Genomic DNA, 17,217 nt, shown 5'->3' with positions numbered 1-17,217 from the left:
GCTAGTTATTCTGGTAGATGTCTTTATAAAGCCTGCTTTCGAAGCGAACCAGTGGAATACGGCGGTTGCGCTGGTCGGTCGGTTCGACGGCATAGCCGGAAAGATACTGCACGAATGCCATGCGCTGTCCGCTGGCGGTCGTGATGAACCCTGCCAGGTTATACACCCCCTGCAGTGAACCTGTTTTCGCGGAGACTTTGCCATCCACACCCGCCGCGTGAAGCCCGGCGCGGTACTGCAGCGAACCGTCGTGTCCGGCAAGCGGCAGCATTGAGATAAAGTTTAGCTCAGTGTCATGTTGTGCAATGTACTGAAGCACCTGCATCATGGTGGCCGGGGCAATCAGGTTATGACGCGATAATCCTGAACCATCAACGGCGATAGTGTTACCCAGATCGATTCCCGCCTGCTGGCGCAGGATCTGACGAACAGCGTCTGAGCCCGCGCGCCAGGTTCCCGGCACGCCGAAACGCGCGTGGCCAATCATGCGGAACACGGTGTCGGCAATCATGTTGTCAGACTTTTTCAGCATAATTCGCAGCAAATCGTGCAGCGGTGGCGACTGTTTGCTGGCAATGACCGTTCCGGGCTGGTTGACCTGCGTCTGGCGTAGCAGCGTGCCGGAGTAGGTTATTCCCGCCTGCTTCAGCTCATCCTTGAGAATCGCACCCGCATAGCTTGCGCCATCCTGAATCGCGAAGGCCAGCGGCAGGGGATCGGCGCGCTGCGTCAGGCAGCCGGTGAGGGTGTAGCGGTTAAGATCGCCAGGCACCACGTCCAGTTCGCAGTACTGGGCATCAGGGGAGCCTTTAGCCAGCGTTCGCACCTGGCTAAACATGGTCACCGGATAGTAAGATGCCACGCGAATGAACGCTAAATCATCCGGCTTGGGCGCGCTGTAAAGGGAAATCGAGAAGCAGTTGCGGTCAACAATCGCGGCGGCTGGCGGGGCGCTAAAGCACTGCGTCATGTCGTTCCACGGCCAGCCTGGTGCTTTATCGTGGCTGGCAAAAATGGAGGTATCGATCAGCACGTTGCCATCGATTTTTGTCACGCCGGATTTTTTCAACACCGCTACCATGTTGCGGATATCCTGGCGCTTAAAGGTGGGATCGCCACCGAAACGGGCGATAAGATCGCCTTTCAGTTCGCCACCGTCGACGTTACCTTTGGTTTCAAGCGTGGTGGTAAAACGGAAGTCAGGCCCGAGTTGGAGCAGGGCGGCGAGGGCAGTGATCACCTTCTGGGTACTGGCAGGCAGCGCCATCTGTTGACTGTGATAGTCAATCTCGGGAGCCTGTGCGCCAACCTTCTGCACCATCAGGGCGAGGTTCGCGCCTGCGGGGAGCTGATTAATGTACTCATCAACATTCGCGGCCTGGGCGGTGAACGTTATACTGGTAGTCAATCCGATGATAAAACTGGAAAATCGCATAATCTCGCGCTAACAACCCGAAAACAAACCGTCATACTACGGTGCATGGCACTGCAAAGTAAACGATGACCCATAGTGAACTTCGCGGTAAAATGCGTATCAAATTGAAAAATTGCTGCTGACCTGGGGCGTCGCTCCCGGGTCGGTTTTCTTTTTGCTTCTTGCCCGCTTCGGGGGGCAGGAGCAGGGAACACTGCTCCCAACAGGAATGTTTAAGAGGTATAACAAATGCAAGCTATTCCGATGACCTTACGTGGTGCCGAAAAACTGCGCGAAGAGCTGGATTTCCTGAAATCCGTGCGTCGCCCTGAAATCATCGCCGCTATCGCGGAAGCCCGTGAGCATGGCGACCTGAAAGAGAATGCTGAATACCATGCGGCGCGCGAGCAGCAGGGTTTCTGTGAAGGGCGCATTAAAGATATCGAAGCGAAACTGTCTAATGCGCAGGTTATCGATATCACCAAAATGCCTAACAACGGTCGCGTGATCTTTGGTTCTACCGTGACCGTGCTGAACCTCGACAACGATGAAGAGCAAACCTATCGCATCGTGGGCGATGATGAAGCAGACTTCAAACAGAACCTGATTTCGGTGAACTCACCCATTGCTCGCGGCCTGATTGGCAAAGAGCAGGACGATGTTGTCACCATCCGCACCCCTGGCGGTGAAGTGGAATACGAAATTATCAAGGTTGAATACCTGTAATTCGCTTCTCTACTAAGATGTTGATACATTGTAAAGAAAAGAAAAAGGCCGCATAGCGGCCTTTTATCAACTCAAGGAGCATGGCATTTTGCTGAGCCTGCTGAAAGAAATCCCTCGTTTCACACAGAAAATGTGATTGATTCAGGATATCCTTAGCGTGGCAGCGAGATTTTACGCTCTTTAGATGGGCGATAGAGCACCAGCGTTTTACCGATGACCTGTACATTACAGGCGCCGGTTTCGCGCACGATGGCTTCCACGATCAGGTTTTTAGTGTCTCTGTCTTCAGAGGCGATTTTCACCTTGATCAGCTCGTGGTGTTCCAGCGCTTGTTCAATCTCGGCAAGCACCCCTTCGGTCAAACCATTGTTGCCAAGCATGACTACAGGCTTGAGCGGATGTGCCAGACCTTTAAGGTGCTGTTTTTGTTTAGTACTCAGATTCATCGTATATTTTTGCTTACGTTGGGATTGAAAACGGTTCATTCTACCGCCATCTCCCTTATATCGCCAAATAGCTGCGTAGAAATTTACGTCACAGGCAAGCAACGATGAACCAGGACGGAAATGTTAAATGACAGGTAAAAAGCGTTCTGCCAGTTCCAGCCGCTGGCTTCAGGAACACTTTAGCGATAAATATGTTCAACAGGCACAGAAAAAGGGGTTACGTTCCCGTGCCTGGTTTAAACTTGATGAAATACAGCAAAGTGACAAACTTTTTAAGCCGGGGATGACGGTTGTCGACCTCGGTGCGGCACCTGGCGGATGGTCCCAGTATGCGGTAACGCAGATCGGCGGAACGGGCCGAATCATTGCGTGCGATCTTTTACCAATGGATCCCATCGTTGGTGTCGACTTCCTTCAGGGCGACTTTCGTGATGAATTAGTGCTGAAAGCGTTACTTGATCGTGTTGGTGACAGTAAGGTCCAGGTTGTCATGTCGGATATGGCACCAAATATGTGCGGAACACCGGCGGTGGATATCCCCCGCGCCATGTATCTGGTGGAGCTAGCGTTAGAAATGTGTCGTGATGTACTAGCGCCTGGTGGTAGTTTTGTTGTGAAGGTGTTTCAGGGCGAAGGTTTCGAGGAGTATCTTAAGGAAATTCGCTCCCTGTTTGCGAAGGTCAAAGTTCGTAAGCCGGACTCTTCCCGGGCCCGTTCCCGTGAAGTGTATATTGTAGCGACCGGGCGAAAATGATAACCGGGAGATTTCAGACGAAAGTTTGAATGAAACTGGATATAGAGTATCCTGACGCTGTTTTTAACACAGTTGTAATATGAGGTTAATCCCTTGAGTGACATGGCGAAAAACCTAATACTCTGGCTGGTCATTGCCGTTGTGCTGATGTCAGTATTCCAGAGCTTTGGGCCCAGCGAGTCGAATGGCCGCAAGGTGGATTATTCTACCTTCCTGCAAGAGGTCAATCAGGACCAGGTTCGCGAAGCGCGTATCAACGGACGTGAGATCAACGTTACCAAGAAAGATAGTAACCGTTACACGACTTACATCCCGGTGAACGATCCTAAGCTGCTTGATAACCTTCTGACCAAAAACGTCAAAGTGGTAGGCGAGCCGCCAGAAGAACCAAGCCTGCTGGCTTCTATCTTCATTTCCTGGTTCCCGATGCTACTTCTTATCGGCGTCTGGATCTTCTTTATGCGCCAGATGCAGGGCGGCGGTGGCAAAGGTGCCATGTCGTTCGGTAAGAGCAAGGCGCGTATGCTGACGGAAGACCAGATCAAGACCACGTTTGCTGACGTCGCCGGTTGTGACGAAGCAAAAGAAGAAGTGGGTGAACTGGTTGAATACCTGCGCGAGCCGAGCCGTTTCCAGAAACTGGGCGGTAAGATCCCGAAAGGCGTCTTGATGGTAGGCCCTCCGGGTACCGGTAAAACCCTGCTGGCGAAAGCCATCGCGGGTGAAGCGAAGGTGCCGTTCTTTACTATTTCAGGTTCTGACTTCGTTGAAATGTTCGTGGGTGTCGGTGCATCTCGTGTGCGTGACATGTTCGAGCAGGCCAAGAAGGCAGCACCGTGCATCATCTTTATCGATGAAATCGACGCCGTAGGCCGCCAGCGTGGCGCGGGCCTGGGCGGTGGTCACGATGAGCGTGAGCAGACCCTGAACCAGATGCTGGTTGAGATGGACGGCTTCGAAGGTAACGAAGGCATTATCGTTATCGCGGCGACTAACCGTCCGGACGTACTTGACCCTGCGCTGCTGCGTCCAGGCCGTTTCGACCGTCAGGTTGTTGTCGGTCTGCCGGATGTTCGAGGTCGTGAACAGATTCTGAAAGTGCACATGCGTCGCGTACCGCTGGCGCCAGATATCGACGCGGCAATCATTGCGCGCGGTACCCCGGGCTTCTCCGGTGCGGACCTGGCTAACCTGGTCAACGAAGCTGCACTGTTTGCCGCTCGCGGTAACAAGCGCGTGGTCTCCATGGTGGAGTTCGAGAAAGCGAAAGACAAAATCATGATGGGTGCGGAACGTCGCTCCATGGTGATGACGGAAGCGCAGAAAGAGTCCACGGCTTATCACGAAGCGGGTCACGCGATTATCGGTCGCCTGGTGCCGGAACACGATCCGGTACACAAGGTAACGATTATTCCGCGCGGCCGTGCGCTGGGTGTGACCTTCTTCCTGCCTGAGGGCGACGCGATCAGCGCCAGCCGTCAGAAGCTGGAAAGCCAGATTTCGACCCTGTACGGCGGTCGTCTGGCAGAAGAGATCATCTACGGTCCGGAACATGTTTCTACCGGTGCGTCGAACGACATTAAAGTGGCGACAAACCTGGCGCGTAACATGGTGACTCAATGGGGCTTCTCCGACAAACTCGGTCCGCTGCTGTATGCAGAGGAAGAGGGTGAAGTATTCCTGGGCCGCTCCGTGGCGAAAGCAAAACATATGTCCGATGAGACGGCACGTATCATCGACCAGGAAGTGAAAGCGCTGATTGAACGTAACTACGGTCGCGCGCGTCAGATCCTGAACGACAATATGGACATTCTGCATTCGATGAAAGATGCGCTCATGAAATATGAGACCATCGATGCACCGCAGATTGACGACCTGATGGCTCGCCGCGAAGTGCGTCCGCCAGCAGGCTGGGAAGACCCAGGCGCTTCCAACAATTCTGACAACAATGGTACCCCGCGCGCGCCTCGTCCGGTCGATGAACCGCGTACGCCAAACCCGGGCAACACCATGTCAGAGCAGTTGGGCGACAAGTAAGTCACTGCTGTTGAAGCGTTTGTCTGTACCCCAAACCCTGGAGCTTGCTCCGGGGTTTTTCTTTTCCGTTAAACCATACTAAAACCAGGGATTTAACCATGAAACTCTTCGCCCAGGACACGCTTCTCGATCTTTCACATCCGCACGTGATGGGGATCCTGAATGTTACCCCTGACTCCTTCTCTGACGGCGGCACGCATAACACGCTTATCGACGCGGTTAAGCACGCAAATCTAATGATCAACGCGGGTGCCACCATCATTGATGTGGGCGGTGAATCGACGCGTCCCGGCGCGGCAGATGTTTCGGTGGAAGAAGAGCTGGCGCGCGTGGTGCCGGTGGTTGAGGCAATCGCGCAACGTTTCGAGGTGTGGATCTCCGTCGACACGTCCAAACCAGAAGTGATCCGTGAAGTGGCGAGAGTGGGCGCTCACATTATCAATGATATCCGCTCGCTGACCGAACCGGGTGCGATCGAGGCCGCTGCAGAAACCGGCCTGCCGGTATGCCTGATGCACATGCAGGGGCAACCGAAAACCATGCAGGAAGCGCCGAAGTATGATGATGTCTTTGCCGACGTGAATCGCTTCTTTATTGAGCATATTGAACGCTGTGAGCGTGCAGGTATCGCAAAAGAGAAATTGCTGCTCGACCCGGGGTTCGGTTTCGGTAAAAATCTCTCACACAATTATGCGTTGCTTGCTCGCTTATCGGAATTTCATCACTTTGGTCTGCCGCTGCTGGTGGGTATGTCGAGAAAGTCGATGATTGGTCAATTGCTGAATGTAGGACCGAGCGAGCGCCTGAGTGGCAGCCTGGCCTGCGCGGTAATTGCGGCGATGCAAGGCGCGCACATTATCCGTGTCCATGACGTCAAAGAAACAGTAGAAGCCATGCGTGTGGTGGAAGCCACACTGGCAGCGAAGGAAAACAAACGCTATGAGTAATCGTAAGTATTTTGGTACCGATGGTATCCGTGGGCGCGTAGGCGATGCTCCAATTACCCCTGATTTTGTTCTGAAGCTCGGCTGGGCTGCCGGCAAGGTGCTGGCGCGTCATGGCTCACGTAAGATCATTATTGGTAAAGATACCCGTATTTCGGGCTATATGCTGGAATCTGCGTTGGAAGCGGGTCTGGCGGCTGCAGGGCTTTCAGCCTCTTTTACTGGCCCAATGCCAACGCCTGCTGTTGCCTACCTTACGCGCACCTTCCGCGCGGAAGCGGGAATTGTGATCTCGGCGTCTCATAACCCGTTCTACGACAACGGCATCAAGTTCTTCTCCATTGACGGCACTAAGCTGCCGGACGAAGTGGAAGAGGCCATTGAAGCCGAAATGGAAAAAGAGATCACCTGTGTTGATTCCGCCGAGCTGGGTAAAGCGAACCGTATCGTCGATGCGGCGGGTCGTTATATCGAATTCTGCAAAGGCACCTTCCCGAACGAGCTGAGCCTGGCGCATCTTAAAATTGTGGTGGACTGTGCGAACGGTGCGACCTATCACATCGCGCCGAATGTCTTCCGCGAGCTGGGTGCGAAAGTGATCGCCATCGGCTGCGAGCCGGATGGTCTGAATATTAACGAAGAAGTCGGGGCGACGGACGTGCGCGCCCTGCAGGCGCGCGTGCTGGCGGAAAAAGCCGATCTGGGTATTGCCCTGGACGGCGACGGTGACCGCGTGATCATGGTTGACCACGAAGGTAATAAAGTCGACGGCGATCAGATCCTCTACATCATTGCCCGTGAAGGCCTGCGCCAGGGGCAGCTGCGCGGCGGCGCGGTTGGGACGTTGATGAGCAACATGGGTCTGGAGCTGGCGCTGAAACAGCTCGGTATTCCGTTTGTTCGCGCGAAAGTGGGCGACCGCTACGTGCTGGAAAAGCTGCAGGAGAAGGGCTGGCGCATTGGTGCTGAGAACTCCGGCCACGTGATCCTGCTCGACAAAACCACTACCGGTGACGGCATTGTTGCCGCGCTTCAGGTGGTTGCCGCGATGGCGCGCAACCATATGAGCCTGCACGATCTGTGCAGCGGGATGAAAATGTTCCCGCAGATCCTGGTGAACGTGCGTTTCACTGCGGGTAAAGGCGATCCGCTGGAAAATGACAACGTGAAAGCGGTGATGGCTGAGGTTGAAGCGGCCCTGGGCAGCCGTGGACGCGTGCTGCTGCGTAAGTCCGGTACCGAACCACTGATCCGCGTGATGGTGGAAGGCGAAGACGAAGCGCAGGTCACCGAATTTGCGCACCGTATTGCTGATGCCGTAAAAGCTGCATAATCTTGCATGCTAAATGTTTAAAAAGGCGGCGTTTGCCGCCTTTGTTTTAAGCAATTAATGGCTTTTTGCTGTTTTTTTCCGCAGTTGATACAATGCGTCGAAAATGCCCTTGCGAAGGTGATTCGCTTTGGTTAGTATTCACACCCGCTTCAGTGGGAAACAAAAATCCTGCTAATTGGTCGAAGCATTGGTATGCGGCAAATCCGCAAGGAACAGGTTGATTATGTACGAAGCTCTTTTAGTTATTTTCCTTATTGTAGCCATCGCTCTCGTAGCGCTGATTATGCTGCAGCAAGGTAAAGGCGCTGATATGGGAGCCTCCTTCGGAGCAGGCGCTTCCGGTACGCTGTTCGGTTCAAGTGGTTCTGCGAACTTCATGACCCGCACGACGGCGATTCTGGCTACGCTGTTCTTCATCATCAGTCTGGTGCTGGGCAATATCAACAGCAACAAGACCAGCAAAGGAAGCGAGTGGGAAAACCTGAGCGCGCCAGCAAAAACTGAGCAGACTCAGCCAGCTGCACCGGCTAAGCCAACCAGCGATATCCCGCAGTAAGTATTCCGTACCGAGGTGGTGGAATTGGTAGACACGCTACCTTGAGGTGGTAGTGCCCTAACGGGCTTGTGGGTTCGAGTCCCATCCTCGGTACCAATATTCCAGAAGAAAGACGTCGCAAGACGTCTTTTTTTTCGTCTGTAGCTTTTGCCTTTCGTAGGCCCGTTAAGCGCAGCGCCACCGGGCAAAATGGCGGGTGGCGCTGCGCTTACCCGCCCTACAAAAACCAAACAAAAAGGCGCCCATTGGGCGCCTTTTGCATGTTACATCAGCGATTACTTCTTATCGTTATTCTCCAGGTTTTCAACCTGCGGCAGGCCGTTACCGGAATTCGCAGAGAGCAGACCATTCTCAACGTAGTTGAACAGTTTCTCACGGGTATCGGTGATGTCCAGGTTACGCATGGTCAACTGACCAATACGGTCGTCCGGAGAAAACACAGACTCACCTTTTTCCATGGTCAGACGCTCGGCTTTATAGGTCAGGTTGTCCGACACGGTGTTAAGAATGGAGTAGTCGTTACCACGACGCAGTTCCAGGGTCACTTCACCGGTGATCGCGCTCGCTACCCAACGCTGCAGCGCGTCACGCAGCATCAGCGCCTGCGGATCGAACCAGCGACCCTGATACAGCAGTTTGCCCAGTTGACGACCATGAGAATGATACTGCTCGATGGTATCTTCGTTGTGAATACCGGTCAGCAGACGCTCGTAAGCGATGTGCAGCAGCGCCATCCCCGGAGCTTCATAGATACCGCGGCTTTTCGCTTCGATGATACGGTTTTCAATCTGATCGCTCATGCCCAGACCGTGACGGCCGCCGATGCGGTTTGCTTCCAGCATCAGTTCAACGTCGCCAGAGAAGGTCTTTCCGTTCAGGGCAACCGGATGACCACGTTCGAAACGCACGGTCACTTCTTCTGCCGGGATCTTCACGCTCTCGTCCCAGAACTTCACGCCCATGATCGGGTTAACGATCTTCACGCTGGAGTTCAGGAATTCCAGGTCCTTCGCTTCGTGCGTCGCGCCCAGCATGTTGGAGTCGGTGGAGTAGGCTTTCTCGACGGACATCTTATAGTCAAAACCGCAGGCGATCATAAACTCGGACATTTCATGACGACCACCCAGCTCGTCGATGAAGTCGGTGTCCAGCCACGGCTTGTAGATCTGCAGCTCCGCGTTGGTCAGCAGGCCATAACGATAGAAACGTTCGATATCGTTGCCTTTATAGGTGCTGCCGTCACCCCAGATGTTTACGCCATCTTCTTTCATGGCGGCAACCAGCATGGTGCCGGTGACGGCCCGACCCAGCGGGGTGGTGTTGAAATAGGTCAGGCCGCCTGTGGTGTTATGGAACGCACCGCACTGAATAGCGGCGATACCTTCAGCAACCAGTTGCTTACGGCAGTCAATCAGTCGCGCGTTTTCTGCGCCATACTCTTTAGCGCGACGAGGAATAGCATCGTAATCGTCCTCATCCGGCTGACCCAGGTTCGCAGTATATGCATACGGAACAGCTCCCTTCTGGCGCATCCACAGCAGTGCAGCGCTGGTATCCAGGCCGCCTGAGAAAGCGATGCCAATACGTTGTCCTACCGGAAGATGCTTGAGAATCGTCGTCATAGAATAAAACCCTGCTTGATTGACTGATTAGAGACCGCTTTCGTTCTCTTGTGCATTTTTATGCAAAATAAGTGAGTATTCATTTAATCATCTTTTATCGAATACCGGAAGAGACTCATGCGTTTTTTGTAAAAAATTTGGTCTGTTCTCTCTGGCGGAAGCTGGGTTGACAGGTGGGGTCAACTATCAATATACTAAACGCCGATTTTACGTCCCGTCTTCGGTACCAAATCCCAGCATTATTTGCAAATTCTGTCCAAAACGCGTAGAATTTGCCACGTTTCAGGCGCGGGGTGGAGCAGCCTGGTAGCTCGTCGGGCTCATAACCCGAAGGTCGTCGGTTCAAATCCGGCCCCCGCAACCACTTTCCCATAAAGTTCTTTTTCAAATATACTGTGAAGACTTAGAGCCTTCGTAGCTGGATTTGAAAAAATTCTTTCGGAGAGTGCTCCAGGCCACAGTTGTGGCTATAGGGTTCAGTTATCTAAAGCCCCGATTTATCGGGGTTTTTTGTTATCTGACTACAGAATAACTGGGCTTTACGCCCTTTTTTTATGTCTTGGGGGTGGGCTTGTCCACATTAGAGCAAAAATTAACAGAGATGATTACTGCACCGGTCGAAGCACTGGGCTACGAACTGGTCGGCATCGAATTCGTTCGCGGCCGTACATCGACGCTGCGCATCTATATTGATAGTGAAGATGGCATCAATGTTGATGATTGTGCTGATGTCAGCCACCAGGTGAGTGCGGTTCTTGATGTTGAAGACCCGATTACCGTTGCGTACAACCTGGAAGTTTCCTCACCTGGCCTGGATCGCCCGATGTTCACGGCCGAGCACTATGTGCGCTTTACCGGTGAAGAAGTGGCTCTCGTTCTGCGTATGGCCGTACAGAACCGCCGTAAATGGCAGGGAATTATCAAAGCCGTTGATGGTGAAATGATCACGGTAACAGTCGAAGGCAAAGAAGAAGTGTTCGCGCTGAGTAATATCCAGAAGGCGAACCTGGTTCCCCACTTTTAACAGTCTGGATTGAGGTGAAAAGCCCGCGATGAACAAAGAAATTTTGGCTGTTGTTGAAGCCGTCTCCAACGAGAAATCACTGCCGCGTGAGAAAATTTTCGAAGCGCTGGAAAGTGCACTGGCTACAGCAACCAAGAAAAAATACGAACAAGAGATCGATGTTCGCGTAGAAATCGATCGTAAAAGCGGTGACTTCGATACATTCCGTCGTTGGGTAATCGTTGAAGAAGTGACCCAGCCGACCAAAGAGATCACCCTGGAAGCGGCACGTTTTGAAGACGAAAGTCTGAACGTGGGTGACTACGTTGAAGATCAGATTGAATCTGTGACCTTCGACCGTATCACCACCCAGACCGCTAAGCAGGTTATCGTGCAGAAAGTGCGCGAAGCCGAGCGCGCGCTGGTTGTCGATCAGTTCCGCGATCAGGAAGGCGAAATCATCACTGGCGTGGTGAAGAAAGTGAACCGTGACAACATCTCTCTGGAAATTAAATCCGAAGGGATGCCGGGCAACGCTGAAGCCGTGATCCTGCGTGAAGACATGCTGCCGCGTGAAAACTTCCGCCCGGGCGACCGTATTCGTGGTGTTCTGTACGCCGTGCGCCCTGAAGCGCGTGGTGCACAGCTGTTCGTGACCCGTTCTAAACCAGAAATGCTGGTTGAACTGTTCCGCATCGAAGTGCCGGAAATCGGCGAAGAAGTTATTGAGATCAAAGCAGCAGCTCGCGATCCAGGCTCTCGTGCGAAAATTGCGGTGAAAACCAACGACAAGCGTATCGATCCGGTCGGTGCTTGCGTCGGTATGCGCGGCGCGCGCGTTCAGGCGGTTTCTACCGAACTGGGCGGCGAGCGTATTGATATCGTTCTGTGGGACGACAACCCGGCGCAGTTCGTGATCAACGCAATGGCTCCGGCTGATGTCGCGTCTATCGTTGTTGACGAAGACAAACACACCATGGATATCGCTGTTGAAGCGGGCAACCTGGCGCAGGCGATTGGCCGTAACGGTCAGAACGTACGCCTGGCGTCACAGCTGAGCGGCTGGGAACTCAACGTCATGACCGTTGATGACCTGCAGGCTAAGCATCAGGCTGAAGCCCATGCGGCGATCGATACCTTCACCAAATACCTCGACATTGACGAAGACTTCGCCACTGTTCTGGTCGAAGAAGGTTTCTCTACGTTGGAAGAACTGGCCTATGTGCCAATGAAAGAGCTGCTGGAAATTGACGGTCTGGATGAGCCAACCGTTGAAGCCCTGCGTGAACGCGCTAAAAACGCACTGACCACCCTGGCACTGGCTCAGGAAGAAAGCCTTGGCGATAAGAAGCCGGCTGATGACCTGCTGAATCTGGAAGGTCTTGATCGTGCGATTGCGTTCAAGCTGGCTGCCCGTGGTGTTTGTACGCTGGAAGATCTCGCTGAGCAAGGCGTTGATGACCTGGCCGATATCGAAGGTTTAACCGACGAGAAAGCCGGCGAACTCATCATGGCCGCACGTAATATTTGCTGGTTCGGCGACGAAGCGTAATAAACTGTAGCAGGAAGGAACAGCATGACTGATGTAACTGTAAAATCGCTGGCTGCTGAGATTCAGACCTCCGTGGACCGCCTGGTACAGCAATTTGCTGATGCAGGGATCCCGAAGTCCGCTGATGACTCGGTGACCGCGCAAGAAAAACAAACCTTGTTAACGCACCTGAACCGCGAACACGGTTCTACGCCTGACAAGTTAACGCTGCAGCGCAAAACGCGCAGCACGTTAAACATTCCTGGTACCGGTGGCAAAAGCAAATCGGTACAAATTGAAGTCCGCAAGACGCGCACCTTTGTAAAACGTGATCCGCAAGAGGCAGAACGCCTTGCCGCGGAAGAGCAGGCACAGCGTGAAGCGGAAGAACAAGCTCAGCGTGAGGCGGAAGCAGCCGCCAAACGTGAAGCAGAATTAAAAGCTGAACGTGAGGCCGCAGAAAAAGCGAAACGCGACGCCAGTGATAAAGTGAAGCGTGACGCTGCGGAAAAAGACAAAGTGAGCAATCAACAGACAGACGAAATGACCAAAACCGCCCAGGCTGAAAAAGCCCGCCGTGAAAATGAAGCTGCCGAGCTGAAGCGTAAAGCGGAAGAAGAAGCCCGCCGTAAGTTGGAAGAAGAAGCTCGCCGCGTCGCTGAAGAAGCGCGCCGTATGGCAGAAGAAAACGAGAAGAATGGCGTGAATACCGCTGAACCGACTGAAGACACCAGCGACTATCACGTGACCACTTCTCAGCATGCGCGTCAGGCTGAAGATGATAACGACCGTGAAGTAGAAGGCGGCCGTGGCCGTGGTCGTAATGCAAAAGCCGCGCGTCCGGCTAAGAAAGGTAACAAACACGCTGAATCTAAAGCTGACCGCGAAGAAGCTCGTGCAGCGGTTCGCGGTGGTAAAGGCGGTAAGCGTAAAGGTTCCTCTCTGCAGCAGGGCTTCCAGAAGCCAGCTCAGGCGGTTAACCGTGACGTCGTGATTGGCGAAACCATCACCGTTGGCGATCTGGCGAACAAGATGGCGGTTAAAGGCTCTCAGGTCATCAAAGCGATGATGAAGCTGGGCGCAATGGCGACCATCAACCAGGTTATCGACCAGGAAACCGCACAGCTGGTTGCCGAAGAGATGGGCCACAAAGTTATCCTGCGTCGTGAAAACGAGCTGGAAGAAGCAGTAATGAGCGACCGTGACACTGGCGCTGCGGCTGAACCGCGTGCACCGGTTGTGACCATCATGGGTCACGTTGACCACGGTAAAACCTCTCTGCTCGACTACATTCGTTCTACGAAAGTTGCCTCCGGCGAAGCGGGTGGTATTACCCAGCACATCGGTGCTTACCACGTAGAAACCGAAAACGGCATGATCACCTTCCTGGATACCCCAGGCCACGCAGCGTTCACCTCAATGCGTGCTCGTGGTGCTCAGGCTACGGATATCGTTGTACTGGTTGTTGCAGCAGACGATGGCGTTATGCCACAGACCATTGAAGCTATCCAGCACGCGAAAGCGGCGCAGGTGCCTCTGGTTGTTGCGGTCAACAAAATCGATAAGCCAGAAGCCGATCTGGACCGCGTGAAGAACGAACTGTCTCAGTACGGCGTTATGCCGGAAGAGTGGGGCGGCGAAGCGCAGTTCATCCCTGTATCTGCAAAAGCGGGTACTGGTATCGACGACCTGCTGAACGCTATCCTGCTTCAGGCCGAAGTTCTGGAGCTGAAAGCCGTTCGTAAAGGTATGGCGAGCGGTGCGGTAATCGAATCCTTCCTGGATAAAGGTCGTGGTCCGGTTGCAACGGTTCTGGTTCGCGAAGGTACGCTGAACAAGGGCGACATCGTTCTGTGTGGCTTCGAATACGGTCGCGTTCGTGCGATGCGTAACGAACTGGGTCAGGAAGTGCTGGAAGCAGGTCCGTCCATTCCAGTGGAAATCCTGGGTCTGTCCGGTGTTCCGGCTGCCGGTGATGAAGTGACCGTTGTGCGTGACGAGAAGAAAGCGCGTGAAGTGGCACTGTATCGTCAGGGCAAATTCCGTGAAGTTAAGCTGGCGCGTCAGCAGAAATCTAAACTTGAGAACATGTTTGCGAACATGGCTGAAGGCGAAGTTCACGAAGTGAACGTCGTTCTGAAAGCAGACGTTCAGGGTTCTGTGGAAGCGATCTCCGACTCCTTGCTGAAACTGTCTACCGACGAAGTGAAAGTGAAGATCATCGGTTCTGGCGTAGGTGGTATCACCGAAACCGACGCAACCCTGGCTGCGGCATCCAACGCTATCCTGGTTGGCTTCAACGTGCGTGCTGATGCATCTGCTCGCCGCGTGATCGAAGCGGAAAGCCTGGATCTGCGCTACTACTCCGTCATCTATAACCTGATCGACGAAGTGAAAGCCGCGATGAGCGGTATGCTGTCTCCTGAGCTGAAACAGCAGATCATCGGTCTGGCTGAAGTGCGTGACGTGTTCAAATCACCGAAATTCGGTGCGATCGCGGGCTGTATGGTTACCGAAGGTACCATCAAGCGTCACAACCCAATCCGCGTACTGCGTGACAACGTGGTTATCTACGAAGGCGAGCTGGAATCCCTGCGCCGCTTCAAAGATGACGTTAACGAAGTCCGTAACGGCATGGAATGTGGTATCGGCGTTAAGAACTACAACGACGTTCGCGTTGGCGATATGATCGAAGTGTTCGAAATCATCGAGATTCAACGCAGCATCGACTAATCCTTAGGGATAAGTCCATATGTAGGCCGGGATCGCCTCGTGCCACCCGGCAATAATTTTAAAAGGGGCTTTTAGCCCCTTTTTTGTCTGGAGAATTTATTATGGCGAAAGAATTTGGTCGCCCACAGCGCGTGGCGCAGGAGATGCAGAAAGAGATCGCTCTCATCCTGCAACGCGAAATCAAAGACCCGCGTATCGGTATGATGACCACCGTCTCTGGCGTGGAAATGTCTCGTGACCTGGCCTATGCCAAAGTGTTCGTGACCTTCCTGAACGATCAGGACGAAGCGGCGGTGAAGAACGGCATTAAAGCACTGCAGGAAGCCTCTGGTTTCATCCGCTCTCTGCTCGGCAAAGCGATGCGCCTGCGTATTGTTCCCGAGCTGACCTTCTTCTACGACAACTCGCTGGTCGAAGGTATGCGCATGTCCAACCTGGTGACCAGCGTGGTGAAACATGACGACGAACGTCGTGTTAACCCGACGGACGACAGCAAGGAGGACTGATGAGTCGTCCTCGTCGTCGCGGTCGCGACGTGCATGGCGTGCTGCTGCTGGATAAACCACAGGGTGCATCCAGCAACGACGTGCTGCAAAAAGTGAAGCGTATTTATAACGCTAACCGTGCGGGCCACACCGGCGCACTGGATCCGCTGGCGACCGGCATGCTGCCGATTTGCCTGGGTGAAGCGACAAAGTTTTCCCAGTACCTGCTCGATTCCGATAAACGCTACCGCGTTATCGCTAAGCTGGGCCAGCGTACGGATACTTCCGACGCGGATGGTCAGGTTGTTGAAGAGCGCCCGGTGACCTTCAGCGCCGAACAGCTTGATGCGGTGCTGGAGAGCTTCCGCGGGGACACGATGCAGGTGCCGTCGATGTATTCGGCGCTGAAATATCAGGGCAAGAAGCTTTACGAATATGCGCGCCAGGGAATTGACGTCCCGCGCGAAGCGCGTCCGATAACCGTGTATGAGCTGCTGTTCATTCGCCACGAAGGTGACGAGCTGGAGCTGGAAGTCCACTGTTCGAAGGGGACCTATATTCGCACCATCATCGACGACCTGGGTGAAAAGCTGGGCTGCGGCGCGCATGTGATCTACCTGCGTCGTCTGGCGGTCAGTAAATATCCGGTGGAACGCATGGTTACGCTTGAGCAGCTGCGCGCGCTGGCTGAGCAGGCACAAGCGCAGGGAGTGGAACCAGCAGATTTGCTGGATCCACTGCTGATGCCAATGGACAGTCCGGCAGCGGACTTCCCGATCGTTAATCTTCCTTTAACATCGTCCGTTTACTTTAAGAACGGAAACCCGGTTCGTACGGCGGATGCGCCGCTGGATGGACTGGTACGCGTGACGGAAGGTGACGAAGGGAAATTCATCGGTATGGGCGAAATGGACGGTGAAGGGCGCGTTGCGCCGCGTCGTCTGGTCGTCGAATATCCGGTCGACGCGTGACGGTGATTACGCCTCACCTTGCGATAAGCAGGGGAGACGAGTAGAATATCGCCGCTTAACGCCCGGTAAATTGTTTAACAATCTGCGGGGCGTACATGGGGTCGCTGAATTAGAGATCGGCACCCTTACATTTTTTATACTTTGGAGTTTGAAAATGTCTCTAAGCGTTGAAGCTAAAGCTAAAATCGTTTCTGAGTTTGGTCGTGGTACTAACGACAGCGGTTCTACCGAAGTTCAGGTTGCACTGCTGACTGCACAGATTAACCACCTGCAGGGTCACTTTGCAGAGCACAAAAAAGATCACCACAGCCGTCGTGGTCTGCTGCGCATGGTTTCTCAGCGTCGTAAACTGCTCGACTACCTGAAGCGTAAAGATGTTGCACGCTACACCGCGCTGATCGAGCGTCTGGGTCTGCGTCGCTAAGTCTTGCGAGTTTCAGAAAAGGGGGCCTGATGGCCCCTTTTTTCAACCAGACGGCAGCAATTCAATGGAAACTATTGTATTGTTGCTATAAATGATCTTCATTGCAGAGGTTCGCGCGGCTAATGAGAGGCTTCACCCATGGGGGTGTCGGTTGTCATTAGTCGCGAGGATGCGAAGAAGGTCGGGTTAAATCGACAGCACGCCGGCGGTGTGCTGTCATACATTTAAGAAAGGATAG

15 protein-coding genes and 2 tRNA genes are annotated in these 17,217 nt (G+C 53.7%); 14 read left to right on the top strand and 3 right to left on the bottom strand.

The genetic code is table 11. The features are described from left to right. Position 1 precedes the first annotated feature (1 nt). Positions 2-1,435 carry a serine-type D-Ala-D-Ala carboxypeptidase gene (gene dacB / locus IB212_RS20380; RefSeq protein WP_028014554.1) on the bottom strand — a complete coding sequence of 478 codons (1,434 nt, stop codon included), beginning with the start codon at positions 1,433-1,435 and terminating at the stop codon, positions 2-4. A 228-nt stretch (positions 1,436-1,663) separates the two neighbouring features. Between dacB and greA the strand changes: the two genes are divergently transcribed. Further along, a complete protein-coding gene (greA, locus tag IB212_RS20375) occupies positions 1,664-2,140 on the top strand; it encodes a transcription elongation factor GreA (RefSeq protein ID WP_003861815.1) in 477 nt (158 codons plus the stop codon). A 152-nt stretch (positions 2,141-2,292) separates the two neighbouring features. On the opposite strand, the gene yhbY is transcribed toward greA, so the two are convergent. Beyond that, positions 2,293-2,586, bottom strand: a complete 294-nt coding sequence (yhbY, locus tag IB212_RS20370; protein ID WP_003861814.1) for a ribosome assembly RNA-binding protein YhbY — start codon at positions 2,584-2,586, stop codon at positions 2,293-2,295. Positions 2,587-2,713: 127 nt separating this feature from the next. Here yhbY and rlmE point away from each other — a divergent pair, with 127 nt between their 5' ends. From rlmE to IB212_RS20340, 6 genes are all read left to right on the top strand, one after another. Then, positions 2,714-3,340 carry a 23S rRNA (uridine(2552)-2'-O)-methyltransferase RlmE gene (gene rlmE / locus IB212_RS20365; RefSeq protein ID WP_003861812.1) on the top strand — a complete coding sequence of 209 codons (627 nt, stop codon included), beginning with the start codon at positions 2,714-2,716 and terminating at the stop codon, positions 3,338-3,340. Between the two features lie 102 nt (positions 3,341-3,442). Continuing rightward, positions 3,443-5,377: an ATP-dependent zinc metalloprotease FtsH gene (gene ftsH, locus IB212_RS20360; RefSeq protein ID WP_013098921.1), complete on the top strand. Its 1,935-nt coding sequence runs from the start codon at positions 3,443-3,445 to the stop codon at positions 5,375-5,377. Between the two features lie 98 nt (positions 5,378-5,475). Next, on the top strand, positions 5,476-6,324 hold the full coding sequence (gene folP / locus IB212_RS20355; protein WP_041907879.1) for a dihydropteroate synthase: 849 nt from the start codon (positions 5,476-5,478) through the stop codon (positions 6,322-6,324). Further along, positions 6,317-7,654 carry a phosphoglucosamine mutase gene (gene glmM / locus IB212_RS20350; protein ID WP_041907881.1) on the top strand — a complete coding sequence of 446 codons (1,338 nt, stop codon included), beginning with the start codon at positions 6,317-6,319 and terminating at the stop codon, positions 7,652-7,654. Before folP ends, glmM begins: the two co-directional genes overlap by 8 nt. Positions 7,655-7,877: 223 nt before the next feature. Further along, positions 7,878-8,210 carry a preprotein translocase subunit SecG gene (gene secG / locus IB212_RS20345; protein WP_003861803.1) on the top strand — a complete coding sequence of 111 codons (333 nt, stop codon included), beginning with the start codon at positions 7,878-7,880 and terminating at the stop codon, positions 8,208-8,210. Between the two features lie 9 nt (positions 8,211-8,219). After that, a tRNA-Leu gene (locus IB212_RS20340) sits at positions 8,220-8,306 on the top strand. Between the two features lie 179 nt (positions 8,307-8,485). On the opposite strand, the gene argG is transcribed toward IB212_RS20340, so the two are convergent. Continuing rightward, the gene (argG, locus tag IB212_RS20335) at positions 8,486-9,832 is read right to left on the bottom strand and encodes an argininosuccinate synthase (protein ID WP_041907883.1); all 1,347 of its coding nucleotides are present in this window, start codon (positions 9,830-9,832) and stop codon (positions 8,486-8,488) included. Between the two features lie 287 nt (positions 9,833-10,119). Here argG and IB212_RS20330 point away from each other — a divergent pair. From IB212_RS20330 to rpsO, 7 genes are all read left to right on the top strand, one after another. Next, a tRNA-Met gene (locus IB212_RS20330) sits at positions 10,120-10,196 on the top strand. A gap of 207 nt (positions 10,197-10,403) precedes the next feature. Continuing rightward, entirely contained in the window at positions 10,404-10,856 is a 453-nt protein-coding gene (gene rimP, locus IB212_RS20325; protein ID WP_041911947.1) for a ribosome maturation factor RimP, read from the top strand. 28 nt (positions 10,857-10,884) lie between these two features. Beyond that, a complete protein-coding gene (gene nusA, locus IB212_RS20320; RefSeq protein WP_014885374.1) occupies positions 10,885-12,387 on the top strand; it encodes a transcription termination factor NusA in 1,503 nt (500 codons plus the stop codon). Positions 12,388-12,411: 24 nt separating this feature from the next. After that, complete coding sequence (gene infB / locus IB212_RS20315) at positions 12,412-15,099, top strand: translation initiation factor IF-2 (RefSeq protein ID WP_041907885.1); 2,688 nt, start codon at positions 12,412-12,414, stop codon at positions 15,097-15,099. A 101-nt stretch (positions 15,100-15,200) separates the two neighbouring features. Further along, entirely contained in the window at positions 15,201-15,605 is a 405-nt protein-coding gene (rbfA, locus tag IB212_RS20310) for a 30S ribosome-binding factor RbfA (RefSeq protein WP_041907887.1), read from the top strand. Beyond that, complete coding sequence (gene truB / locus IB212_RS20305; RefSeq protein ID WP_041907889.1) at positions 15,605-16,555, top strand: tRNA pseudouridine(55) synthase TruB; 951 nt, start codon at positions 15,605-15,607, stop codon at positions 16,553-16,555. The genes rbfA and truB overlap by 1 nt, the downstream gene beginning before the upstream one ends. A 154-nt stretch (positions 16,556-16,709) precedes the next feature. Then, the gene (rpsO, locus tag IB212_RS20300) at positions 16,710-16,979 is read left to right on the top strand and encodes a 30S ribosomal protein S15 (protein ID WP_003861789.1); all 270 of its coding nucleotides are present in this window, start codon (positions 16,710-16,712) and stop codon (positions 16,977-16,979) included. Positions 16,980-17,217 lie beyond the last annotated feature (238 nt).

It is taken from the genome of Enterobacter sp. E12, assembly GCF_014596715.2.
GTDB lineage: Bacteria > Pseudomonadota > Gammaproteobacteria > Enterobacterales > Enterobacteriaceae > Enterobacter > Enterobacter bugandensis.
Note: the sequence above shows the minus strand (reverse complement) of the source record. Positions and strands in the feature narration are given on the sequence as shown.

What these genes read in the sequence shown, in the direction of transcription:
- dacB (WP_028014554.1), bottom strand. Translation starts at nt 1,435, where the DNA reads ATGCGATTTTCCAGTTTTATCATCGGATTGACTACCAGTATAACGTTC.
- greA (WP_003861815.1), top strand. Translation starts at nt 1,664, where the DNA reads ATGCAAGCTATTCCGATGACCTTACGTGGTGCCGAAAAACTGCGCGAA.
- yhbY (WP_003861814.1), bottom strand. Translation starts at nt 2,586, where the DNA reads ATGAATCTGAGTACTAAACAAAAACAGCACCTTAAAGGTCTGGCACAT.
- rlmE (WP_003861812.1), top strand. Translation starts at nt 2,714, where the DNA reads ATGACAGGTAAAAAGCGTTCTGCCAGTTCCAGCCGCTGGCTTCAGGAA.
- ftsH (WP_013098921.1), top strand. Translation starts at nt 3,443, where the DNA reads ATGGCGAAAAACCTAATACTCTGGCTGGTCATTGCCGTTGTGCTGATG.
- folP (WP_041907879.1), top strand. Translation starts at nt 5,476, where the DNA reads ATGAAACTCTTCGCCCAGGACACGCTTCTCGATCTTTCACATCCGCAC.
- glmM (WP_041907881.1), top strand. Translation starts at nt 6,317, where the DNA reads ATGAGTAATCGTAAGTATTTTGGTACCGATGGTATCCGTGGGCGCGTA.
- secG (WP_003861803.1), top strand. Translation starts at nt 7,878, where the DNA reads ATGTACGAAGCTCTTTTAGTTATTTTCCTTATTGTAGCCATCGCTCTC.
- argG (WP_041907883.1), bottom strand. Translation starts at nt 9,832, where the DNA reads ATGACGACGATTCTCAAGCATCTTCCGGTAGGACAACGTATTGGCATC.
- nusA (WP_014885374.1), top strand. Translation starts at nt 10,885, where the DNA reads ATGAACAAAGAAATTTTGGCTGTTGTTGAAGCCGTCTCCAACGAGAAA.
- infB (WP_041907885.1), top strand. Translation starts at nt 12,412, where the DNA reads ATGACTGATGTAACTGTAAAATCGCTGGCTGCTGAGATTCAGACCTCC.
- rbfA (WP_041907887.1), top strand. Translation starts at nt 15,201, where the DNA reads ATGGCGAAAGAATTTGGTCGCCCACAGCGCGTGGCGCAGGAGATGCAG.
- truB (WP_041907889.1), top strand. Translation starts at nt 15,605, where the DNA reads ATGAGTCGTCCTCGTCGTCGCGGTCGCGACGTGCATGGCGTGCTGCTG.
- rpsO (WP_003861789.1), top strand. Translation starts at nt 16,710, where the DNA reads ATGTCTCTAAGCGTTGAAGCTAAAGCTAAAATCGTTTCTGAGTTTGGT.